The organism is Campylobacter concisus (genome assembly GCF_002914195.1).
GTDB classification, from domain to species: domain Bacteria; phylum Campylobacterota; class Campylobacteria; order Campylobacterales; family Campylobacteraceae; genus Campylobacter_A; species Campylobacter_A concisus_M.
Genome location: NZ_PPAU01000113.1, coordinates 36,035 through 58,403 on the forward strand (window position 1 = coordinate 36,035; position 22,369 = coordinate 58,403).

19 protein-coding genes and 1 other RNA gene are annotated in these 22,369 nt (G+C 38.4%); 12 read left to right on the forward strand and 8 right to left on the reverse strand.

The genetic code is table 11. The annotated features are described in order from the left end of the window. The first annotated feature begins 36 nt into the window (after nt 1-36). Both flgE and thyX read left to right on the forward strand, forming a co-directional pair. On the forward strand, nt 37-2,505 hold the full coding sequence (gene flgE / locus CYP28_RS07785) for a flagellar hook protein FlgE (RefSeq protein ID WP_103593830.1): 2,469 nt from the start codon (nt 37-39) through the stop codon (nt 2,503-2,505). Between the two features lie 118 nt (nt 2,506-2,623). Continuing rightward, nucleotides 2,624-3,253, forward strand: coding sequence for an FAD-dependent thymidylate synthase (gene thyX, locus CYP28_RS07790; protein ID WP_103593763.1), 630 nt, complete (start codon nt 2,624-2,626; stop codon nt 3,251-3,253). 52 nt (nt 3,254-3,305) lie between these two features. On the opposite strand, the gene CYP28_RS07795 is transcribed toward thyX, so the two are convergent. The 4 genes from CYP28_RS07795 to ruvC form a co-directional block, all read right to left on the reverse strand. Next, nucleotides 3,306-4,412: a DNA adenine methylase gene (locus CYP28_RS07795; RefSeq protein ID WP_103593764.1), complete on the reverse strand. Its 1,107-nt coding sequence runs from the start codon at nt 4,410-4,412 to the stop codon at nt 3,306-3,308. Nucleotide 4,413: 1 nt separating this feature from the next. Then, nucleotides 4,414-4,929, reverse strand: coding sequence for an S-ribosylhomocysteine lyase (gene luxS / locus CYP28_RS07800; RefSeq protein WP_103593765.1), 516 nt, complete (start codon nt 4,927-4,929; stop codon nt 4,414-4,416). A 134-nt stretch (nt 4,930-5,063) separates the two neighbouring features. After that, entirely contained in the window at nt 5,064-5,753 is a 690-nt protein-coding gene (locus CYP28_RS07805) for an MOSC domain-containing protein (protein ID WP_103593766.1), read from the reverse strand. Nucleotides 5,754-5,769: 16 nt separating this feature from the next. Continuing rightward, entirely contained in the window at nt 5,770-6,249 is a 480-nt protein-coding gene (ruvC, locus tag CYP28_RS07810; protein ID WP_180997959.1) for a crossover junction endodeoxyribonuclease RuvC, read from the reverse strand. Between the two features lie 122 nt (nt 6,250-6,371). Here ruvC and dnaA point away from each other — a divergent pair, with 122 nt between their 5' ends. The 5 genes from dnaA to CYP28_RS07835 all read left to right on the forward strand — a co-directional run bounded on the left by dnaA (nt 6,372) and on the right by CYP28_RS07835 (nt 13,165). Continuing rightward, a complete protein-coding gene (gene dnaA, locus CYP28_RS07815) occupies nt 6,372-7,682 on the forward strand; it encodes a chromosomal replication initiator protein DnaA (protein ID WP_054195855.1) in 1,311 nt (436 codons plus the stop codon). 154 nt (nt 7,683-7,836) lie between these two features. Then, on the forward strand, nt 7,837-8,910 hold the full coding sequence (gene dnaN, locus CYP28_RS07820; protein WP_103593768.1) for a DNA polymerase III subunit beta: 1,074 nt from the start codon (nt 7,837-7,839) through the stop codon (nt 8,908-8,910). Between the two features lie 14 nt (nt 8,911-8,924). Beyond that, nucleotides 8,925-11,234, forward strand: a complete 2,310-nt coding sequence (gene gyrB, locus CYP28_RS07825; protein WP_103593769.1) for a DNA topoisomerase (ATP-hydrolyzing) subunit B — start codon at nt 8,925-8,927, stop codon at nt 11,232-11,234. 51 nt (nt 11,235-11,285) lie between these two features. Beyond that, the gene (gene queF / locus CYP28_RS07830; RefSeq protein ID WP_258032502.1) at nt 11,286-11,930 is read left to right on the forward strand and encodes a preQ(1) synthase; all 645 of its coding nucleotides are present in this window, start codon (nt 11,286-11,288) and stop codon (nt 11,928-11,930) included. After that, nucleotides 11,930-13,165 carry an HD domain-containing protein gene (locus tag CYP28_RS07835; RefSeq protein WP_103593770.1) on the forward strand — a complete coding sequence of 412 codons (1,236 nt, stop codon included), beginning with the start codon at nt 11,930-11,932 and terminating at the stop codon, nt 13,163-13,165. The genes queF and CYP28_RS07835 overlap by 1 nt, the downstream gene beginning before the upstream one ends. On the opposite strand, the gene ffs is transcribed toward CYP28_RS07835, so the two are convergent. After that, nucleotides 13,152-13,249: signal recognition particle sRNA small type (ffs, locus tag CYP28_RS07840), an RNA gene on the reverse strand. The genes CYP28_RS07835 and ffs overlap by 14 nt on opposite strands. A 113-nt stretch (nt 13,250-13,362) precedes the next feature. Between ffs and CYP28_RS07845 the strand changes: the two genes are divergently transcribed. Next, nucleotides 13,363-13,788 carry a hypothetical protein gene (locus tag CYP28_RS07845; protein WP_103593771.1) on the forward strand — a complete coding sequence of 142 codons (426 nt, stop codon included), beginning with the start codon at nt 13,363-13,365 and terminating at the stop codon, nt 13,786-13,788. Between the two features lie 59 nt (nt 13,789-13,847). Here the strand turns inward: CYP28_RS07845 and CYP28_RS07850 are convergent, their stop codons facing one another. Genes CYP28_RS07850 through CYP28_RS07860 form a run of 3 tightly spaced genes read right to left on the reverse strand, consistent with a single transcriptional unit; the run spans nt 13,848 to nt 17,565 of the window. Further along, nucleotides 13,848-15,449: a flagellar hook protein FlgE gene (locus CYP28_RS07850; RefSeq protein WP_180997956.1), complete on the reverse strand. Its 1,602-nt coding sequence runs from the start codon at nt 15,447-15,449 to the stop codon at nt 13,848-13,850. A gap of 5 nt (nt 15,450-15,454) precedes the next feature. Then, on the reverse strand, nt 15,455-16,162 hold the full coding sequence (locus CYP28_RS07855; protein ID WP_103593772.1) for a flagellar basal body rod modification protein: 708 nt from the start codon (nt 16,160-16,162) through the stop codon (nt 15,455-15,457). 8 nt (nt 16,163-16,170) lie between these two features. Further along, nucleotides 16,171-17,565, reverse strand: coding sequence for a flagellar hook-length control protein FliK (locus CYP28_RS07860; protein WP_103593773.1), 1,395 nt, complete (start codon nt 17,563-17,565; stop codon nt 16,171-16,173). A 161-nt stretch (nt 17,566-17,726) separates the two neighbouring features. Here CYP28_RS07860 and typA point away from each other — a divergent pair, with 161 nt between their 5' ends. From typA to CYP28_RS07880, 4 genes are all read left to right on the forward strand, one after another. Further along, nucleotides 17,727-19,529, forward strand: a complete 1,803-nt coding sequence (typA, locus tag CYP28_RS07865) for a translational GTPase TypA (RefSeq protein ID WP_072595308.1) — start codon at nt 17,727-17,729, stop codon at nt 19,527-19,529. A 467-nt stretch (nt 19,530-19,996) separates the two neighbouring features. Then, nucleotides 19,997-20,437: a hypothetical protein gene (locus tag CYP28_RS07870; RefSeq protein ID WP_242047068.1), complete on the forward strand. Its 441-nt coding sequence runs from the start codon at nt 19,997-19,999 to the stop codon at nt 20,435-20,437. Continuing rightward, nucleotides 20,434-21,345, forward strand: a complete 912-nt coding sequence (gene proC / locus CYP28_RS07875; RefSeq protein WP_103593775.1) for a pyrroline-5-carboxylate reductase — start codon at nt 20,434-20,436, stop codon at nt 21,343-21,345. The genes CYP28_RS07870 and proC overlap by 4 nt, the downstream gene beginning before the upstream one ends. 19 nt (nt 21,346-21,364) lie before the next feature. Then, nucleotides 21,365-22,054 (forward strand): tetratricopeptide repeat protein, encoded by a 690-nt coding sequence (locus tag CYP28_RS07880; RefSeq protein WP_103593776.1) that lies wholly within the window; start codon nt 21,365-21,367, stop codon nt 22,052-22,054. Nucleotides 22,055-22,369 lie beyond the last annotated feature (315 nt).

The following is a 22,369-nucleotide window of genomic DNA, read 5'->3' on the forward strand; positions in this document are numbered from 1 at the left end:
AAATATAAAAATTTAAAATGCAAAAAGGATAAGTCAATGATGAGATCACTTTGGTCTGGTGTTTCAGGCCTGCAAGCCCACCAGATAGCCATGGACGTAGAGGGCAACAATATCGCAAACGTCAATACTTATGGTTATAAATACAACCGTGCAAATTTTGCTGATATACTAAGCCAAACTCCAAGAGTTGCTACTGCTCCACAAGGTCAGCTAGGCGGTCAAAACGCTATGCAAATAGGTCTAGGAACGACTATAAACTCGACTACAAGAATTTTCTCTCAAGGCACACTAACATCTACTGATAAGCAAACAGACCTTGCACTTCAAGGAAATGGTTTCTTCGTCGTATCTCCAGATGGCGGAACAACAAGATACTATACAAGAAATGGTGACTTTGTCCGTGATAAAGCTGGAAATTTTGTAAACAATAGTGGTTATATCGTTCAAGGCTGGACAAGAGATGAAGAGACTGGCACTATCGACTCAACTGGACCGATAAAAAATATTGTGATCAAAGAGGGTCTTACTACTCCAGCAAGAGCGACAACAGAAGTAAAGATAAAAGGTAACCTTGACTCAGGCAACACCATCGACCAAAGAAGCACTCCTATTTATTCACTAGACTCTGTTGCTGGCGGACGTGACTATAACAATGACGGAATTTTAAATGCAAACGAAGTCCATAACGAGAATGATGTAAATAATGATCAGTTTTATACAAACTCGAAAAAAGAGCAAAATTTAACAGAGCGTGGCGTCGATCTTGGTGTTACATTTGATGAGCTTGGAAATGGCCTTGCTCTAAGAGATGGACAAGGTATTTGGGTGAGCTATGCAAATGCTAAAACCGAAAAATTTACAGTAGGAAGTGGATTGCCACAAAGTATCGGACAGATAAATCCAAAAGCAACACTTAATATCACAATAAATGGTACTACTATAAAATCTCAAGATAATGCAATATCAAGTATCAGTGATGTTGCAGCTGCGATCAATGCTCAGTACAATAAAACTGGTGTTAGAGCTGAAATTTCAGAAGGTAATAAACTAACACTTATAAATAGAAATAACTCAGGCACTACTGAAGAGACAAAAAATATCCATCTAAAATTAAATGGTGGAAATACAGTTGCTGGTTTAGCTGATAAAGATATCATCACAGCTTATCAATATGTCTATACAAGTTCACAAACAACAGCTGTTCATCCAAATAACGATAAAATCGCAAGACAAGTAACAACAACAGAAGATCTTCGTGCTGCTATGCAAGAAGATGCTAGAAACCACGTTGACTATAACGGAGATGGCCAAATAAACGCGAACTCAGATGCACTTGATGCCGCAAAACTAGCAACTGCAGCACATAGAATAGCACCTGGAACTGGCGGGGCAGCCATAACAAACACTGCATACCAAACAGCCTATAACACTGCTTATACCACTGCTTATAATAATACAACTGGTACGGTGGATCAAAAGCAAGCTGCTGGTCATGCAGCTGGTATAGCGGCACTTCAAGCACTTGCAGGCGATGATACAAACGATGGTGTAAAGGTTACTGTAAATAAATTAGGTCAGTTCCAGCTAGAAAACCCAACAAATGAAATCGCTGATCAAGCCCTTTATATGACAACAACTGCTCTTACAAAGCCGGCTCAAGGTACAAATAATTCAGCAGTAAATGAAAATGTGAGACTTACAACTATTATGAAAGCACTTGATGGCGCACTAAGCCCGGGCCAAGCTCTAAGAGCAAGTGGAAAGATGATGATGTCAAGTCACGGCTCAACGGCAGAAATTTTTGACTCACTTGGCTCAAAACACACAGTTAGTGTCAAATGGACAAAGACAGGCACTACAACAGATGGCGGAACTGAGTGGAGTATGGTTATACAAGTACCAGAGCCAGCTAAGATAAACTACACAGGCGAAGGCCCAGATAACGTTATAACTGGAACAGCTAGATTTAACGCAAATGGCTCACTTGCAAGTTTTCACCCAGCAACGATAACATTTTCAGCTAACAACGGCTCACAAAGTGGCCAAAACATTAGTTTAAATTTTGGTCTTGGAACTGACTTTAACGGCTTAACAAGCTTTGATAAAGACTCATCAACTGAGTCAATCTCGCAAGATGGCTACACAGGAGGCACATTAAACGGCATAAAAATAGATGAGACTGGAACGATAATAGGCTCATTTTCAAATGGTCAAAGCTTTGGCCTAGCTAAAGTAGCACTTGCTACCTTTACAAACAACGAAGGTCTTCAAAGCGAGGGCGGAAATGTCTTTTCACAAACCGCAAACTCAGGCGAAGCAGTTATCGGTGCAGCTGGTACAGGCGATAAAGGAACGATCGCGGCTTCAAAACTTGAAGCTAGTAACGTCGATCTAAGCCGTGCGCTAACAGATCTTATTGTTATCCAAAGAGGTTTCCAAGCAAACTCAAAAACGATCACAACAAGTGATGAGATGCTAAATACACTTCTTCAATTAAAACAATAATAACTAAGACTTTTACAAAAGGGAGCGTTTGTCTCCCTTTAAAATTTATGCTTTAAATTTACAAATAAAATCAGCCTTCTTTTTGTAAAATGTTAAAAAATTTTACAAAAGAGAAAAAATGCAAGTAACACTACTAAATCACACTCCACTAAATATTTGCTCTCACGCTATCCGCACATGCTGGCAAAGCTTTGATAAAGGCGATAACGGCGGCGAAAAAGATGTTGAGCTAATAGATAGAGTAGGCAATAAATTTAAACACGCCTCCACCTTAGAGCACCTATACTATAACTTCTACATCCAAGGTATCTCTCGTGCGCTGCTTCAAGAGCTAGCTCGTCACCGCTTAGCGAGCTTAAGCGTCAAATCAACTCGCTACACACTAAAAGAGCTAAAAAAAGAGGAGAAATTTGAAGCAGGGCAGTTTGAGCGTGCGGCTAAATTTATCGTACTAACAAATGACGAACTAGTCGATAACGCAAGCATAAAAGCGCTTGAAAATTTACGTGAAATTTTAGCCTCAACGACAAAGAGCCTAGACATCGTCAAATACTGCCTGCCAGAGTGCTATAAAACTGAGCTTACATGGAGCATAAATGCTAGAAGCTTGCAAAATTTCATCTCACTAAGAAGCTCAAAATCAGCCCTTTGGGAGATAAGAAATTTAGCAAATGCTATCTACGATGCCTTGCCTGAAGAGCATAAATTTATATTTGAAAAGTGCTTGCCAGAGGATGAGCAAAACTAACATTTATGTTAGTGTAGTTTATGGTTTAGAAGTGATGAAACGAGCACTAAATTTACTTTTGTAAAACATAAAGAAGCTCGTCTACGTGGATGTTTCTAGCTTTTAAATTTCTACTACCACGGTAGGCGTTATACTTTTGGCGCAATAGTTGAACCTTGCCAATTTTATTTAGGTTTTTATCAAATTCATCTTGATTGATAAAGCCCTCTGAGTTAAACGAGATAAGCACAAATTTCGCTTTTAAATTTGCTATCAACTCGAAAAATGCCTCGCTTGCTGATGATTTTTTATTAAAGACTGATCTGTTCCAGTCCTTTGCGATGCCTGAAACTTTTGAAATTTTACTTGGTTCCTCGTAGCTTGCGATGAGATTTAGCATGAAGTAGTTTGAGCCGTATGGATGCTGATTATAAGGTGGGTCAAGATAGACTAGATCAAGGCCGTCAAGCTCTTTTGCTAGTAAATTTGCGTCCTTTTGATAGACCTCAAATGGTACGTTAAAATTTGAAAAGATTGGCTTAGTCAAATTTATATCAGAAGTGATCCTTGAGATGGCGTTTTGCCCCTGTCCTCCAAACTGACCGATGCCATCTTTATTTTTATGAAAACCTTTAAAAATTCCACTTGTATTTGCATGTACACTTGCATTATAAAGTAGTGGAGCTATGAAAAATTTTCTCATCTCCTCTGGCATTAGCTCATCTATGAGCCTTCTTGCGGTGTCGATGAAGATAGCATTTTTTCTTGTGTAAAAGACCCGCTCGCCCTCGGTAATATTTTTATCATCTTGTGGGGCGTAAAGTTTTGTTATAAAGCCTTCAGAAAGATTATCTTCTATCTCTTTTTCAAGCTTTTTTTGCCAGAAATTTATCTCATCTTTTAGCTCATTTGTGGCATTTTGCAGGTAACATGAGTTTGTGATAAAGCTATAAAGCTCCAAGTCGTTGGCGACTAGAAATTCACTATTTTGTTTTAAAAACCTAGCCACCACGCCACTTCCACTAAAGAGGTCGCAGCAGCTAAGTTTTTCTTTTTTAAGCTCGTCTTTTGCGTATTTTACACCTAGATTTATAAACCCTAAAAGAGAGCGCTTGTTACCAAGATAGGTTAAAATTTGCTCTTTTAGATAGGCTTGATTTTCTTGTTTTACTGGCTTCAAATCAGTGCTTTTTTAGTCCCATAGCATCAACGTCAAGCTTGATCTCTTCGTTGTTTATGATGACTAGACCCTGATCTAGAATTTTCTTTGCTATTGCGTGTGCTTCATCAAGTGAGTGCATCTTGTAAGTACCGCATTGAAATTTATTTAGCTCTGGGATTTTATCTTGGTCTTTGACTTCTAAAATATCTTTCATAGAGGCTAACCATGCCTTTTTTACGGCTTCTTCGCTAGGTGTGCCGATCACACTCATATAAAAGCCAGTTCTACAGCCCATCGGCGAGATGTCGATGATCTCCACGCCGTTGCCGTTTAGGTGATTTCTCATAAAGCCAGCAAACAAATGCTCTAATGTATGAGTACCTTTTTCTGGCAAAATTTCTTCATTTGGCTTGCAAAATCTCAAGTCAAAAACACTGATATCATCGCCCTTTGGTGTTTTCATACTTTTTGCTAGTCTTACTCCTGGGGCTTGCATTTTTACGTGATCTACACAAAAACTATCAAGTAATGGCATATCTTCTCCTTTAAATTTTTGGTAATTCTAGCGTAAAAAATGTTTAAAATTTAAAGGCTCATGCAAAATTTCACATAAGCCTTGTAATATTTGAATGTTTGTGGGTATTAAAATAATAAAATTTTTAATTACTATTATAAATTTCTCATATATTCCGTACTATAAATACCTTGAATACGTCTTTCCATGTCACTATACCAACTTTTTGGAAGAGTGGTAAGAGAGTTAAATTTCTCTAGTAAATTTAAATTTTCATTTGGAGCGTAAAAGAGCCTGTTTATCTCTAAAATGCTCATATGAACTGGATCTTTTTCTATAACTTCTATCACGTCGCCCACTTTGCACGATCCTGGTGTTATGACGCGGTAATACCAGCCAGTAAGACCAGTTTCAAAGATGTGAGTAGCCATATTTTCATTGCCCCATCTTTTTGAGAGCTTAAAGCAAGGCTTTCTAGGCTGCGATACTTGAAGGATTAGTGAGCCGATTTTATGTATATCACCTATACAGACATTACTCTCATCGAGTCCATCAATGCATAAATTCTCACCCATAGCTCCATAAGCCATATTTTTTAATCCTAAAAAACTCTCCCAATCGGCGTAATTTGCAAATGAATTTGCAAAAACTGCCTTTTCAGGGCCGCCATGGTGCTTTGTATCAGCGACACTATCACCCTCAAAGCCAAGTTCATTTGCAAAAATTTTACCATTTTGAGCTACTTTAAATATAGCTGAACTCCATGGTGTATTTAACTTATCAGTTGCACTTTGCGAGCCATAGTTTTTCACCTCGCCAATTAGTAATGCTTTTACTATCGCCATCTTTTTCCTATCAAATTTAGCTTATTCTTAAATTATTTGCATGAGTTAGTGCGATCGCGATCGCATCGGTGATATCAAGCGGTTTTATCTCTTTATTTATTCCTAAAATTTTCTTCACCATAAATGCCACTTGCTCTTTATCAGCTTTAGCCTTGCCAGTGACCGTCTTTTTCACCTGAAGCGGTGTATACTCGGCAAAATCACCATGAAGCTGTAAAATTTTAAGGCTAAGTGCCCCTCGAAACTGAGCAAGCTTTAAAACCGTTTTTGGATTATAAGCAAAAAATATATTTTCGATCGCGACCTCGTCAAATTTATGATTTTTAAAAATCAAGTCGAGTCCCTCGCAAAGCTCGGTAATTTGATATTGAAGTGTATTTGGTTTTATTTTTATGAGTCCTGCTTCAAGAAGAATAGTTTTAAATTTATTTTTTTCAAGTATTGCATAACCACAATTCTTCGTGCCTGGGTCGATTCCTAAAATTTTCATCACTATCTTTTCAATACTTTTTCACGACTTTTTCACGATGTGAAAAAGTTTGTCAGAGTTTAACAAAGGTTTTATTAAAATTAAGATAGTATCACTATAAAAATTCTCGAAATTTAAGGCATAAAAATTTGATAGCAGACGAAATTTTAGAAAATCTTTCAACACAAATTTCACCTGAAGAATACCAAAGTTATATCAAGCAATTAAAATTTAACGAAAAGGCTTCAGACGATCATATTATCGTATTTACTGCACCAAATGAGTTGATGGCTAAATTTATAAATACAAGATATGCTGATAAAATCGCTCATCTATATGAAGTTAGAACAGGCATAAAACCAAATATAGAAATTTCATCTACTAAAAGTAGTAAGGTATCAAAACAAAATCAAATAAATGTTAAGCAAATAAAAACACAAAGTAGCATTTTAAATCCAAGCTACACATTTGAAAATTTTGTCTGCGGTGCATCAAATCAATACGCATTTTTAAGCGCAAAAGCAGCCGCAGAAAAACCTGGTGTACTTTATAATCCACTTTTTATCTATGGTACGACGGGACTTGGCAAGACACATTTACTCCAGTCAGTCGGAAATCACTGCCTAAATAAAGGAAAAACCGTTATTTGCGTAACTAGCGAACAATTTATGATAGATTTTACCAGTCACATAAATAACCACTCAATGCCAAAATTTCGTGAAAAATATAGAAACTGCGATGTTTTACTAATAGACGATGTGCAGTTTCTTGGTAAAACTGATAAAATCCAAGAGGAATTTTTCAACACATATAATGAGCTTTTAGCAAAAAATGGTCAAATAGTTATGACTTCAGATCGACCTCCAAAGACACTAAAAGGCTTTGAGGATAGGATGATTTCAAGATTTGATAAGGCTTTTATGGCTGATATTACGCCGCCTGAACTTGATACAAAGATAGCTATCATCATCAAAAAATGCGAGTTTGATAAAATCGATCTAAATAAAGAGGTCATAAACTACATAGCTACAAATATGGGAGATAATATCCGTGAGATCGAGGGAGCTATCATAAATTTAAACGTATTTAAAACTCTTATGAAAGAAGAGATAACACTTGATCTTGCAAAAAGTATATTAAAAGATTTGATCAAAGAAAAACGTGAAAATATAAATTTCGATACTATCGTTGAAATAGTTAGTAAAGAGCTAAATATCAAACAAAGTGATATAAAAAGCAAATCAAGAGTTACAAATATCGTAGAAGCAAGACGAATCATCATATATCTTGCAAAGATGCTTACAACAAACTCAATGCCACAAATCGCAAACTATTTTGGTATGAAGGATCACAGTGCCGTTAGTCATAATATTAAAAAGATAAATGAGCTAATACAAACTAATGAAATTTTTAGTCTAAAAGTTACTGAATTAAAAAACAAAATTTTGACAAAAGGATAAAATACAATATGAAATTTGTGAATAAATGTGAAAAAGAAAATATAATTTTTCACATTTCAAATAGCTGTATTTCGATGTTTGAAAGCACTTTTCACTTTTTAACATCACCTACTAAAACAAAAAAATTAAATTTAAAAATAGAAGGAAGTTTTTAATGAAAGTTTTAATAAACAAAAATATGCTTGAAAGCATAGTAACAAATACAAATCCATATCTTGAAAAAAGAGATCTTAGTGCTATAACTTCTCACATTTATATCTCAGCAAAAGATGGTGTTTTAAACATAAAAGCAACTGATCATGAAATAGGTCTAGCATACAAGCTAAGTAATGCAAAAATCGTTGATGAAGGTTACGCAACTGCAAATGGTAAAAAGCTACTTGACATTATAAAAAGTCTAAAAGACGAAGAAGTGATGTTAGAAACTGTAAATAACTATCTTTATATAAAACAAAAAAACTCAAAATATAAACTTCCAATGTATAAATTTGAAGATTTCCCAGAATTTCCAACGATTGAGGGTAAATCAAAATTTGATGTTGATGCTGTTATGTTAGGAAGAAGTTTAAAGAAAATTTTACCAAGTATTGATAGTAATAACCCAAAATTTGAACTAAATGGAGCTTTTCTTGATATTAAAAAAGACTTTATAAACATCGTTGGTACTGATACAAGAAGACTTAGTGTATTTAAATTTCAAACACCAACAGAAAAAGAATTTTCACTAATAATCCCTAAAAAAGCTATCAATGAAATACAAAAACTATTTTTTGACAAGATAGAAATTTACTATGATGAAAATATCTTAATCGCACAAAGCCAAAATTTTGAATTTTTCACAAAACTTATAAATGGTAAATTTCCAGACTATGAGCGTGTCATACCAAAAGAGGTCAGAAAAAGACTTCAGCTAAGTAGAGATAAGATGATAGAAGGCATAAAAACTATCTCAATGCTAAGCGATACAATGAAAATATCTTTTGCAAAAGACAATATAACATTTGAAAGTGTTATAGAAGATAATTCTGAAGCAAAAACTACGATAGATTATCAAACTGGTTTAGAGCTCGGAGATGAATTTTTCATAGGTATAAAAAATAGATATCTACTTGACTTTTTAAGTAGTATCGAGGACGAAAATTTTGAGCTTGGATTTAATGAAAGCTCACTAGCATTTGTTGTAAATTCAAAAGAATTAACAACAATAATAATGCCGATAAATTTATAAGATAAGGCAAGATTATGGAAAATAATTACGGCGCAGAAAATATTAAAGTACTAAAAGGGCTTGAGGCGGTCAGGAAACGCCCAGGCATGTATATAGGTGACACTAACATAAGCGGTCTTCACCATATGATCTACGAAGTCGTTGATAACTCTATCGACGAGGCGATGGCAGGATACTGCGATACGATAGACGTTGAGCTTACACGTGAGGGCTCAGCTATCATTAGCGATAATGGCCGTGGTATCCCAGTAGATATGCACCCAACTGAGAAAATTTCAGCTGCGACTGTTGTTTTGACAGTGCTTCACGCAGGTGGTAAATTTGACAAGGATACTTATAAGGTCTCTGGTGGTCTTCACGGCGTTGGTGTATCTGTCGTAAATGCCCTTTCTAAAAAGCTAGTCGTAAATATCAAACGCGATGGCAAGCTTCACAGACAAGAATTTGCAAAAGGTATCCCACAAAGCGATCTTGAAGTTATAAAAACTACAAACCGCACAGGTACGCAAGTCGAGTTTTGGCCAGATGATAGCATATTTGAAGTGACTGAATTTGACGATGAAATTTTAGTAAAAAGATTTCGCGAGCTAGCCTATCTAAACCCAAAGATAACTATAAATTTCAAAGATCAAAGAAATGGCAGAAGCGAGAGCTTTCATTTTGAGGGCGGGTTAGAGAGCTTTGTAACTGATATGAACAAGGCAAATGCTGTTAGTAAAGCAGTCTCATTTAGTGGCGGCGAAGATGACGTTATGGTTGATTTTGCCTTGCTTTATAATGACACTTATAGTGAAAATTTACTAAGCTTTGTAAATAATATCAAAACTCCAGATGGCGGTACACACGAAGCCGGATTTAGAGCGGGCCTTACAAGAGTTATCACGAACTATGTCTCAGCAAACGCTGCTGCACGTGAAAAAGATACAAAAATAACTGGCGAAGATATCCGCGAGGGACTTATCGCAGTTGTTAGCGTAAAGGTGCCAGAGCCGCAGTTTGAGGGACAAACAAAGGGCAAACTAGGCTCAAGCTACGTAAAACCTATCGTTCAAAAGATGGTTTTTGATGTGCTTACAAAGTATTTTGAAGAAAATCCTATCGAAGCAAGAGCGATAATGGATAAAGCTCTAATGGCAGCTCGTGGTAGAGAAGCTGCTAAAAAAGCTAGGGATCTAACTCGCAAAAAAGAGAGCATGAGTGTAGGCACACTCCCTGGCAAATTAGCTGATTGTCAGAGCAAAGATCCAGTAATTAGCGAGCTATATCTAGTGGAGGGCGACTCTGCGGGCGGTTCTGCAAAGCAGGGTCGTGATAGAGTTTTTCAAGCGATATTGCCGCTTAAGGGTAAAATTCTAAACGTTGAAAAGGCAAGACTAGATAAAATTTTAAAGTCTGATGAGATAAAAAATATGATAACAGCGCTAGGTTGCGGTATCGGAGATGAATTTGACGCTGAGAAGCTTAGATATCATAAGATCATCATTATGACCGACGCCGACGTCGATGGTAGCCACATTCAGACACTACTTTTAACTTTCTTCTTTAGATTTTTAAATAAAGTTGTTGAAAATGGTCACATCTACCTAGCTCAGCCGCCACTTTACCGCTATAAAAAAGGTAAGAAAGAAATTTATCTAAAAGATGAAAAGGCATTAAATGAATTTCTTATCGAAACTGGTATCGAAGGCGTTGATATAGAGGGTATCGGTAGTGCTGATTTGATTGATTTCTTAAAGATCGTTGCAGCTTATAGAAGCGTCTTAAAAGAGCTTGAAAAACGCTTTAACGTCCTTTCAGCGATCCGCTATATGATAGAAAATCCAGACATCGTTTCAAAAAGCTACAATGAAATTTTTGAAATTTTAAAGAATTTCTTAAAAGCTGAGGGTCACAACATCCTAAATCACTACGTTAGCGAAGGTGAGGTTAGGATTTATGTCCAAACTGAAAGCGGCCTAGAAGAGCTTGTGGTAAATGAAAATTTATTTACAAACCCACTCTATGAAGAGGCGCTTTACATCAGCCAAAAGATAAAAGAGCGTGGCCTAGACTTGCATAGTGATGTTATAGACGTGCTTGATGAAGTAGAGAAAAATGCTAAAAAAGGTGCATACATCCAGCGCTACAAAGGTCTTGGTGAGATGAACCCTGAGCAGCTTTGGGAGACTACGATGAACCCTGAGAACAGAAGACTTTTAAAGATCGATATAAACGATGCTATAAGTGCTTCTGACACGTTTAATCTCTTTATGGGCGATGAGGTCGAGCCAAGAAGAAACTACATCCAAGACCATGCAAAAGACGTTAAACACTTAGATATTTAAAAGGTGATCAAATTAAATTTGATCTAATTAGCAAAAAATAAAGGATAAAAAATGAGCGAAGAGCTAGAGATGAAATATGGCGAGAAAATTTTGAAAGAATTTGACGTAGAGAGTGACCTTGAGGTCTGGGAAAATAAGCAAACAAGGGACTATGTCATAAAGATCACTCTGCCTGAATTTTGCTGCCTTTGCCCTCGCTCTGGTTATCCTGACTTTGCGACGATATATCTTGAGTATATTCCAAATAAGCTAGTTGTTGAGCTAAAAGCGATAAAGCTTTATATAAATAGCTTTATGAACCGCAACATCAGCCACGAAGATAGTATAAATGAAATTTATTCTGTTTTAGATAAAAAACTTGAGCCAAAATTTATGAAGATAGTAGGGGATTTTAACCCACGTGGAAATGTCCATACAGTTATTGAGATCAGCTCTGATCTAGTGGTGAAAAAGCCAGTTGAGGAGAAAGAATTTACTCCAAGAACTAGAGAGAGAAGTAGCTTTAGCGACAGAGCTCCACGCGAAAGACGTAGTACAAGCGATCGTATTAGCAGTAGAGGCACTGGCAGCAGAGGCGGCAGAGATGATAAATTCAAAAAAGATGACAAACCAAGAAGAAGCTCAAATAAAGAGGGCTTTAGAAAGATAAGCTACGCAGATGATAAGAAGCCAAAAGTAGTCAAAAAGGATAAATAATGATAAGTGCTAAGCTTATAGAACATATCTTTAAAGCAGCATCTATATCACGTTGGAACGACTATCCAAAGATGGCAAATTTAGTCGAGCTTGATAAGCAGGCTCATAAATTTATCATCGCTTATTTCATAGCAAAACAAGAGCAAGATGCCGATATGAACTATATCATTGAGGCTGGAATTTTTGAGTTTTTAAGTAGGGTCGTAGTCACTGACATACGTCCAGACGTCTTTCACCACATCCAAAAGACAAAAAAAGAGCAGATAAATAGCTGGGTTTTAAGTAACCTTGAAACGCTCATCTCGGATATCGAGGGTGGCGAGTTTTTGGAGAGGTTTAAAAACCACTATAAAAACGACAAAACTCACGAAAAAGAGCGTCTTATCTTAAAAGCAGCCAGCTATCTTGCCACGAGATGGGAATTTTCCATCGTCTATCAAACGAGCCAGTTTTTAAGCGACATCGACGAGCTTAAGGCGAAGGTTGAAGAGGAGATGGAGGATTATTATGAGCTAATTGGTGTTAGAAAGATCGCTATGAATCAAAAATTAGCCCGCCTTGTTGATCTAAGTGGTAGGCTAAGGTTTCAAAAACGCTGGGCGCAAACGCCTCGCATTCCCGAAACTGCGGTCTTAGGACATATGCTAGTTGTTGCGATACTTAGCTACTTTTACTCGCTAAAAGCAAAAGCTTGCAAAAAACGTTTAGAAAATAACTTCTTTTGCGCACTATTTCACGACCTACCAGAGAGTCTCACAAGAGATATCATAAGCCCTGTAAAATACGGCGTAAAGGGGCTAAATGAGATCATCAGCGAGTATGAGATGAGGCTTATTGATGAGAGGATTTTGCCATTTGTACCGGAAAAGATCAAAGATGAGTTTAGCTACATCCTTGGCATCAGAAAAGATGGTGAGAAATTTATCAAAGATGAGTTTGAAAATAGAACATATGAGCGCAAGATCATCTGCCACGAAGGGACTATGGAGAACGTAAATGAGGATAAATTTAACCCAATCGATGGCAAAGCGCTAAAATACTGCGACAAGCTCTCAGCCTACATAGAAGCTGGAATTTCTATAAGCTACGGCGTCAAGTCAAAAGAGCTAACTGACGGCTTTAATAATATGTATAAATTTTTTAGTGAAAAACCTAAGATTGATGGAGTGGATTTTCTAGAAATTTGCGATGATTTTAATGAACATTTTGGTTTAGAAAGACCCCCTCTCAGATAACTGCGGCACACACTTAATACAAGTGCTCTGCTGTGTTCCCACCCTGAAGCGGTGCTCATAAAAAGCATTGCACAGGTCTAAGAAGGAGCTTCGCAATCATACAGAAACTATACTTAAATTTTGTTTTATAGTTACATTTTTTAAAATTTAGCTTTAAGAGTATATAATCTCACATAAATTTCACGAAAAGTAGGGCAATGCCAGGAAAGATCAAACTTCGCTTTTTATCGGCTTTTAGGGATTTTTTCATCTATCACCACAAGTCTTTAGAGTTTCGTGCAAAAATTTTTGCTGCTATGATTTCAGCTAAATTTGACCCAGATGAAGATGATTTTTACGTTTTAAATGACATCGTAAGTGAAATTTATGAAAACGACCAAACTAGAAAAGACTTCTTAATACAAACTGTTAGAGAGTATATAGCAAGAGTTAAAAGAAACGACAGGATCACGCTTGATGCACTTCTTTTAAGTATAGATAAAGATCTAAAAGATCACAAGCGATACGCTAAAAAGATAGATTTTTCACATCTTCGTCGCTTGATGAGTGGCTGTGAGGAAGAAATTTTAGTGCAACAAAGGGTTTATGAGTTTTTGATCAGTGAAGTCAAAATCTATTCTTGAAGCTACTATTTAATATTTAAATTTTTAATTTAAATATTAGTCATCGTTTAATATGAAGATTATTTCTTCATCTGAATAGCAGTCTGAATCATCTCGTCGCTTGTTGTGATACTTTTTGCACTAGCCTCATAAGCCTTTTGCGTAACGATAACCTCACTTAGCGCTTGACCAAGATCGACGTTACTCATTTCAAGTTTATTTGAAAGAATTTGTGAACCATAAATGGTCTCACCAGCTTTATTTTTGTAAAAAAATGCTTCGCCTGAATTTGGAGTTGCTTCATAGAGATTATCACCAACTTTTGCCACACCTTGGTCGTTTTGGAAGTGATAAAGTGCTATTTTTGCAACTATAAATGAACGAGAATTGTCAAAATTTGCCATGATATTTCCACGGTCATCGACGCTATATTTTGAGAGATTTCCTTCGGCGTAGCCATCTGCTTTTATGACAAAGTCTTTTTTTGAATTAGCCGAGCTTGTTATGCCATTATAGACATTTGCATCTCCATCGCCAAGAAAATTTAAAGCCACGTTTCCAACGCTTGTTAATGTATTTGTAACAAGCCTGCCGCTACCATCAAAAGTAAGTGTTCCCATGGCTGTGTTTTGTACAACACCATTAGCATCAGTTATAGTAGCTGTGGCATTCCAGGTAGTTTGATTGCCACCTTGAGGGATTTGCTTTATAAAATTTATAGTTAATAAGCTCTTTGTACCATCACTGTTATATATCTCTGAGCTTAGTTTTTCTTTATTAGCTACTTCAACTAGTGATGTAACTTCGGCTTTTACATCTAAGCTAGCAAAATTCATAAATTTTAGGCTTTTATTGTTTATATGCCAGCTACCATCGCTCTCTAGTGTGGTTGAAAACTCACTAATTTTACCATCACCGTCTTTTACTTTTACCACCACGCTGTCACCTGCTTTTGCGCCAAAGTTCGTCTGACTTAGTGGGATTTGTCCATTTAGTGAGATAGTTTTGTTTGTATTATCGAGTGTATAATTAAAATTTGCCGCATCAATGGCTGTTGTTCGCTTATCTGTTATAAGGCTTGAGTCTAGGTTACCTTTTAAATTTATATTTTTTGTTTGCTTGGCTGGCATATATAAAAAATGAGGTAAATTTATACCTTTTTGTGAGCCAGTATCGCCTAGTTTTAGATCCTCTTCTTTTGCAGTAAATGCCTGCGTGGTACCTTTTGTTTGACCATATTTTCTAAGAGCATTAGCACTTGGGGTGACTGGAGTAAAACTTGTTAACGTACCAAGAAGCAGGTTACCTTTATTGTCTACTAAATTTCCAGCCCCATCTATATCGAAGCTACCTGTTCTTGTGTAGTAGTTTCTACCATTTTTATCAACGACACCAAAAAAGCCTTTACCGCCTATGGCTAGGTCAAAGTTATTATCAGTATTTTGAAAACTACCATTTGTCATCTTTAAAGCTGTCGTTTGTTTCGTAGCTCCAAGACCTACTTGATTGTTAGTTGGACCACTTCCAGCGGAAGCCATATGTTGATTGATTAAATTTTTAAACTCAGGAATTGAAGCTTTAAAACCTACGTTGTTGATATTTGAGATATTATTTGCCCAAACATCCATACCAAAGCTTTGTGTTTTAATGCCACTAATTCCGTTGTAAAAACCTCTCATCATGGCTTTTATCCTTCGTAAAATTCAGATATTTTATCCATTGGGACATATTCGCCTGCGATTTTTATCATGGCTTTACCATCTACAAATTTTACTGCTTCAACCGGATAGCTACCTACTTGAGTCTTGTATGAATTACCATCTTTTCCAGTGTAATTAACAGAGACTGTATATGCACCATTTGGTAATTGTTTTCCAGAATCATCTTTACCATCCCAAGATATTCTGCGAACTCCTGATTTTAGATCTTTTATATCGATTGAACGAACGACCTCTCCATTTGCATTTTTAATTTCAAGCTTACCATTTGCAAGATCTGATTTAAAATAAAGTGCAAAATTCACAGTTTTTTGCTCATCTGTTAGTAAAACTGAGTTTGAACCAGTTGAGACCATTTTGCCAAGAGCTGATATGGCGTAGGCATTTGCATTTGATTTTAATTGATTTACAAGCTCTTTCATAGCTGAGTTTGTATTTTGTTGCATCTCTAGTGAAGCTAGTTGGCTAGTTTGCGTAAGCATTTTTTCAGTATCCATAGGGCTTGTTGGGTCTTGATACTGAAGCTCTGTTAAAAGTAGCTTCATAAATGCATCTTTATCTAGCTGAGAATTTGGGTTTGTTCCTGTACTACTCGCGGCTGCCTGCTTTGCTGCAGCTTTTCTTTCAGCATTTTTTTGTTGTGTTGTTTGTGTTGTGATATCTGAAACTGAAGCCATAATCTCTCCTAAATATATCTTGGTATTACTAGCTCAAGCAAGCTTTGTTCCGCTTGAGCGTTTTCGCTCTCATCACTTTGATTTGAGCTATATTTGTTTTTTGCTTGTTCTCTTTTGTCTTGTCTTTGGTTTTGATCTGAGAAATTCATCTCAAGCTCGGTAAATCCCATATTTACAAGGCTATTTTTAAACTCAGCTTGGTTTTGTAAAAAGAGATTCATCGTAGCCGTGGTTGAGTTAAAATTTACATGTAAGTTGTTGCCTCGATTTACCATTGTGATCTCGACCTCGCCTAAATTTAGAGGATTAAGCGTTATGTTAAAACGAGTGATTGGAGCTTTGTAGTTTTGAACCTGCTCTTTTAGTGTAGAAGAGAAGTTACTAAGCGTCTCTTTTATCTCAGCCTTTGTTTGAAGCTGGTGTTTGGCGCTACTAACGATATCTTTTACCATTTGATTTAGTTCTGATTTATTATCGCTGTTAAATGTCTCTTTGCTCTCTAAATTCTCATTTTTTTGCTGTTCTCTTTCAGGGAAGAGTAGCGACTCAAGAGTTGGAGCTTTTTGCGCCTTTTGCTCGTGTAAATTTACCTTTACTTTAGGCTGCTCCTCTGGCTCAACATCCACTATCTCATCATCAAGCTTTACTTCGCTATCATCTAGCTTTTTAGGCTCTTCTTTGACTAAATTTTTAGTTTCATTAGTTGGATTTGCCACTACCTCTTTTAATAAGGTATCAAGCTTTACGACCTCTTTTGGTTCATTTTTGATGATGGTTTGCTCGACTTCATTTTTTAGCTCTTTTAGGTAAAAAGACTTCTCTTCGGTCTTTATCGGTGTGAAAAATTCTTTCTTGCCTAAATTTTTAAACATCTCATTTAGTTTTGGCACATCTTCATTTGAAATTTCTATATTTTCAAGGCCAAGGTCAAATTTCTTGGCAAGGTCGATAAGATCGCTAACACTCTTAACATTACTAAGCTCTTCGACGTTTTCAGGCACACTTAAGAAATTTGCTATTTTGTCGCTAAAATTTGGAAATTTACTTACTTTTTCATTGCCATTTAGAATTTCTAAAACTTGCAAAAGCTGCATGAAATTTGCATTTTCATAGAGCTCATTTTTTGTATTTTCGTCTAAATTTTCTTCAAGTGCGGCCGAAATTTTTGCTGCATTTTCGCTTTGAGCTTTTTGCAGTATCTCTTTTTGAGTATTAACCGTTTTTACTATCTCTTTGACATCTTTTTCAGTGATTTTTTGGCCGCTATTTGCCTTACTCGCAGCTGCATCTAAAACCATCGACAAAAATTCGCCGTTGTTTTGGGATTTCTTAGAAGCAGATGGCTTTTTACCTCCAGCAGGAGCCAGCAAATCTACGTTGTTTTTCGCTGTATAAGCTTGCATTTAAACCTTTCAAATTTTTAAACTTAATGCCAAACATGCAAAATCTATTCCAAAAATTAATTTCTTGATATCAGCTTAAAATTTATAAAAATTTGGCTATAATCTGCCCCTATTTTAAAACTGACAAACGAAAAATAGCAAACTAATAAACGGAGAAAAATTTGGAAAAGATACGAAATATAGCCGTTATCGCACACGTCGACCACGGTAAAACAACAATGGTTGATGAGCTTTTGAAACAGTCAGGAACATTTAATGAGCATCAAAACCTTGGCGAGCGTGTAATGGATAGCAATGACATCGAAAGAGAGCGTGGCATCACGATCCTTTCTAAAAACACCGCCATTCGTTACAAAGATACAAAGATCAACATCATTGACACCCCAGGCCACGCCGACTTTGGTGGTGAGGTAGAGCGTGTTCTTAAGATGGTTGATGGCGTTTTGCTACTTGTCGATGCGCAAGAGGGCGTTATGCCACAAACTAAATTCGTCGTCAAAAAAGCACTTTCACTAGGACTTCGCCCAATTGTCGTCGTAAATAAGATAGATAAGCCAGCAGGCGATCCAGACCGCGTTATAAATGAAATTTTTGATCTTTTTGTCGCACTTGACGCAAACGACGAGCAGTTAGAATTTCCAGTCGTTTATGCCGCTGCTAAAAATGGCTACGCAAAGCTAAAACTAAGCGATGAAAACAAAGATATGCAGCCACTTTTTGAGACTATCCTAGCTCACGTACCAGCTCCAAGCGGTAGTGATGAAAACCCACTTCAGCTTCAAGTTTTCACGCTTGATTATGATAACTACGTCGGTAAGATCGGTATTGCGAGAATTTTTAACGGCAAGATATCTAAAAACCAAAATGTTATGCTTGCAAAGGCTGATGGCACAAAGACAACTGGTAGAATTTCAAAGTTAATTGGCTTTATGGGTCTTGAAAGAACCGATATTAACGAGGCTGGCACTGGTGACATCGTAGCGATCGCTGGTTTTGATGCGCTTGATGTTGGCGATAGTGTCGTTGATCCAAATAATCCTCATCCGCTCGATCCTCTCCATATCGAAGAGCCAACACTTAGCGTTGTATTTTCTGTAAATGACGGCCCATTAGCAGGCACTGAGGGCAAACACGTCACATCAAACAAAATCGATGAGCGCCTTGCAAACGAGATGAAGACAAATATCGCGATGAAATACGAAAATATCGGCGAGGGCAAATTTAAAGTAAGTGGCCGTGGTGAGCTTCAGATTACTATTTTGGCTGAAAATATGCGCCGCGAGGGCTATGAATTTTTACTTGGCAGACCTGAGGTTATAGTAAAAGAGATAAATGGCGTAAAATGTGAGCCATATGAGCTTTTGGTTATCGACGCACCTGATGATACGACAGGCACAGTCATAGAAAAACTAGGCAAAAGAAAGGCTGAAATGGTCTCTATGAACCCAACAGGTGACGGCCAAACAAGGATCGAGTTTGAGATCCCAGCGCGCGGGCTTATCGGCTTTAGAAGCCAGTTTTTGACTGATACAAAGGGCGAGGGCGTTATGAACCACAGCTTTTTGGAATTTAGACCACTAAGTGGCACCGTCGAACACAGAACAAATGGTGCTTTAGTTTCGATGGAAAACGGCGTAACGCTTGCTTATTCGCTATTTAACTTACAAGATCGTGGTGTGCTTTTCCTTGATCCGCAAGCAAAAGTCTATGTAGGCATGATCATCGGTGAGCACAGCCGTCCAAACGACCTTGACGTAAATCCTATCAAGGGTAAAAACCTAACAAACGTGCGTGCTAGCGGTAGCGACGATGCGATCAAACTAGTGCCACCTAGAAAGCTAAGCCTTGAGCGCGCGCTAGAGTGGATCGAGGATGACGAGCTAGTCGAGGTTACACCTATAAATATCCGCGTTCGCAAGCGCTATTTAGATCCAACAGAACGCAAAAGAAAAGCAAAACTCTAATCAAATTTTATCATCTAGCCCCTTTGTAAAGGGGCTAATAATTAAACTCTAAAAACAGCAAAAAATTTACATAAATTTCTCATACTTTTTTGCATTATTTATTTAAGTTGGCTTTGTTTAAGACGAAATAGAGCCACTCTCTCTCATTTAAAATTTATCAATCTTAAAACCATTTATGCTTTAAAATACCATACTTACTTTTCTATTTTTACTTTTAATATAATCAATATAAAAATGCTTAGTTTATGCTAGAATCGGCGAAAATTTAAAGGAAACCGATGAAAAAACTAAAATTTATCTTTGCTCTCGCCGCGGCGTTTATTTTTAGCGGCTGCTACGAGACGACGCTGCTTACGCGGGTGCCGATTTCTGCGCTTGTTTCGGATAAAGGCTCGGACGTGAAATCCACGATAGTGCTAACGGGTATAACGCCGCAGACGCACGAGACGAAAACGGTAACGGACAACGTGCGGGTTTTCGTCCCGGACGCTAAATTTAAGGATTTCCCGACGGGAGAAACCGCCTACGAGATGAGCGTTAGCGTAGGCAAGGGCGAAAAGGGCGGCAAAAACTCGGATAAGCGCGCCGTGCGGATATATCTAGGCCAAGACGGCGACGTCTACGGCAAGCTTAGTAAAAACATGCTCGAGCAGTATGCGGGCGCAGCAAAACAGGGCGAAGCGCCGACGCTAAAAGCGGCGATCAAATTTGAAAACGACACGAAGGACGTCTATGAGCTAGTCGTGGGCAACGAGTTTAAGGCTAGCGATGAGACGCAGACGGGCGGCGTTTATACCTTGATGCCCGGGCAGGTTACGGGCGCCGTCTGGGCGGATAGCGCGGCGGTACGCGAGGCGCTTGCCGGCAAGGCGGTCAAAATCGGCACTATAAAAAAGGCGGCAAAATGAAAAATCCTAAAATCGGCTTTATCGGCGGCGGAAATATGGGCGGCGCGATGATAGAGGCACTTTGGCGAGCGCAATCTGACGAGGCCGACGCAGTGCAAAGCTCGGCCGAGGACGAGCAAAAATTAGATGTCAGCGAGGCGCGCGGGGCGGAAAATTTAGCGCAAACGGATAAAAACGCGAGCCCGCGCGAATGCGAAAAAAAGACGAAATTTGAAATCATAGCCTATGCTAGAAGCAAAAACGAAGCTTTGCGGCAGAGATTTGGCGTAAAAATAGCCGCGAGCGAAACGAATCTAGCGCGCGAAGCGGACGCGGTCGTGCTGGCTACTAAGCCCGCTAGCTACGAGGCTATCTTGCGCCTGATCGCACCCGAGCTTGCGGGCAAAATTTTGCTTCTTTTAGCGCCTAATTTTGGCATAAAGCGCGCTAGGCAAATCACGGGCGAGGGCGTTTATATCGCTCGCGCGATGCCAAATATCGCAGCTTGCATCGGCGCGTCGGCCACGGCTCTTTGCTTTGACGCGGGATTTAGCGAGCCTAAGAAAGAGACCGTGCGCGAGATAATCGCAAAAATAGGCAAAATTTACGAGATAGACGAGGTCGGTTTTGCCGCATTTACGGGCATCGCGGGAAGCCTGCCCGCGTATGCGTGCGCCTTTATCGAGGCTGCGGCCGATGCCGGCGTGCGGGGCGGACTGCCTAGACAGCTTTGCTACGACGCCGTTGCGGCAGCCGTGGAAGGGACGACGCATCTGATCCAAAGCGGTAAGCACCCGGCCGCGCTAAAAGACGAGGTCTGCTCGCCGGCGGGAACCACGATCGAAGGACTTGCCGCGCTTGAAAAAGGCGGATTTCGCGGCGCCTTGATGGATGCCGTCGCCGCTTGCATCGCCAAAGCGCGGGGTTAGGTAAATTTAAAGGATAAAAATGAAAATCTTATTATTTGCGCTGCTTGCGGCGATAAATTTATTCGCTAGCGAGCCCGGCCTTTCGCCCTTGCTAGCCGCAGATACGCTAGAAAAGCTCAAAAAATGCAAAAATCCCGACTTAAACGCTACTAAAGAGTGCGTGCAAGCGGGCATGGTAGCGGCAAACTTAAAGCAAGACTACGGCGCGGCGGAGGGGCTATTTAGCCTAGCCTGCGCCAAAGGAGACGGCGAGGGCTGCTTTTATCTGGGCGAACTTTATAAAAATAATCTAGTAAAAGCCGCGGATAAGAGCGAGCGCGAGACTAAGATTAGCGCGTATTACAAGGCTAGCTGCGTCCTTTACGAGTATTTACCCGGTTGCTTGGCGTTAGCCAATTTCATACAAGAAGAGCTGGGCGACGAGGTGCAGTCGTTTGCGATAAACAATACCCTATGCAACAAAAAATACGCTCCCGGATGCTACAACGTGGGTTGGATGATAGAGCGAACGGGAGGCGATATTGGCGAGATGATGGAGTATTACGAGCGCTCGTGTAAGCTAGGCTACGTAGGCGGCTGCGCGAGAGCGGCGTGGCTGTATGAGGGAAATTTCAACGAAAACAGATACGAGCAAGTAAAAAAAGACGCGAAAAAGGCAAAGCAAATGCGAAAAAAGGCGTGCGAGCTAGGCGGTAAGCAAAGCTGTTAAATTGACAATAAGGCGTTTTGACAAAAATTTTAAAACGATAAAACTCTAGAAAGTCTTAGCATAGCCAGCAATGTAGAGTAGTAACTTTTAGTATATTTATAAATACTGTAAGAGGTTTACTAATTTATGTTTTTAAGTTTATAAAAACTTTACCATACTTTTTATAGTAGCTAGTGAAGTAAAGTTAAATTTTTACTTCACTAGATCCATAATTAAAATTTTTACAGAGCTTGTAAGCTAGAAAAATTTTACTTATACCTTCAGCAATTAAGCCATCCAATAAAACTCATTGATAAATTTTCTGCCAAATCTTAT